Source organism: Pseudomonas sp. NMI760_13, from assembly GCF_021283245.1.
GTDB classification, from domain to species: Bacteria; Pseudomonadota; Gammaproteobacteria; order Pseudomonadales; family Pseudomonadaceae; genus Aquipseudomonas; species Aquipseudomonas peradeniyensis.
Genome location: NZ_JAJSRC010000080.1, coordinates 1 through 1,397, shown reverse-complemented (window position 1 = coordinate 1,397; position 1,397 = coordinate 1). Strand labels below are relative to the sequence as shown.

Sequence of the window (1,397 nt, the reverse complement as noted above, 5' to 3'; positions counted from 1 at the left end):
AAGGCATTCTCTATCACCACCTCAGTGCCGAGCAGGGCGACCCGTACCTTTTGCAGTCACGCCTGGCCTTCGACAGCCTGGATCGGTTGCAGGCCTGTGCCGAGGCCTTGCAAGAGGTCATCGATCGTCACGATATCCTGCGTACCTCGGTGGTCTGGGAGGGGTTGGGCGAGCCGGTGCAGGTGGTCTGGCGCCAGGCTCGCCTGGCGGTCAGCGAGGTCACCGGCCTGGGCGAAGAGGCGGTGATCGAGCGGCTGCACGCGCACTTCGATGCCCGCCTGCAGCGGCTGGACCTGACCCAGGCGCCGCTGCTGCGCCTGACCTACGCCCTGGACCCGGCCCTGCAACGGGTGGTGGCCGTCCTGCACTTCCACCACCTGGCCCTGGACCACACGGCGATGGAGGTGATCGTCCACGAACTGCAGGCGATCCTTTCCGGTCGCCTGCACCTGTTGAGTGCGCCCGTGCCGTACCGCACCTACGTGGCCCAGGTTCGCCTGGGTGCCGCCGAGGCGGGGCACGAGACGTTCTTCCGCGACATGCTCGGCGATGTCGACGGGCCGACCCTGCCCATGGGCCTGGCCGATGTGCAGGGCGACGGGCGCGATATCGAGGAGTCGCGCCTGCCGCTGGATCCGGCCTTGTCGCGCCGGGTGCGCGAGCAGGCAAGGGCGCTCGGGGTCAGCGCCGCGAGCCTGATGCACCTGGCCTGGGCCCGCGTGGTGGGTGTGCTGGCGGGGCGCGGTGACGTGGTGTTCGGCACCGTGCTGATGGGCCGCCTGCAAGGCGGTGACGGCGCCGACCGGGCGCTGGGGGTGTTCATCAACACCTTGCCGCTGCGCATCGACACCGCCAAGGGCGCTCGCGATGCGGTGCAGGCCACCCACCAGCGGCTGTCGGCGTTGCTTGGGCATGAGCATGCGTCGTTGGCACTGGCCCAGCGTTGCAGCGGCGTGCCGGCCTCGGCGCCGCTGTTCAGTGCCTTGCTCAACTACCGCCATAGCCCGACGGATACGGTCGGTGTGGATGTCGCAAGCTTCCAGGGCATGCATCAGCTCGGCGGTGAAGAGCGCAGCAACTACCCGCTGACCCTGAGCGTGGACGACCACGGGGAAGGTTTCAGCCTGAGCGTACTGGCCCAGCTGGGGATCGGTGCCGAGCGGGTCGCAGGTTGGATGACCGCTGCCGTGAGCCAGTTGATCCAGGCGTTGGAGCAAGGTGGCGCGGCGCAGGTCGACAGGCTGCCCATCCTCGAGGGCATGCAGCGACGCCATGTGCTCGAAGGTTTCAATACCACGGCCGTGGATTATCCCCAAGGTCAGACCGTGCACGCACTGGTCGAGGCCCAGTCGCCCGAAGCATTGGCCGTAGTACAGGGCGAGCTGAGTCTGAGCTAT

Annotated in this window: 1 protein-coding gene; it reads left to right on the top strand. The window is 68.1% G+C overall.

The features are described 5' to 3' along the window. The coding region (locus LU671_RS29220; RefSeq protein WP_232857809.1) for a condensation domain-containing protein at window positions 1-1,397 on the top strand (1,397 nt) is incomplete at both ends.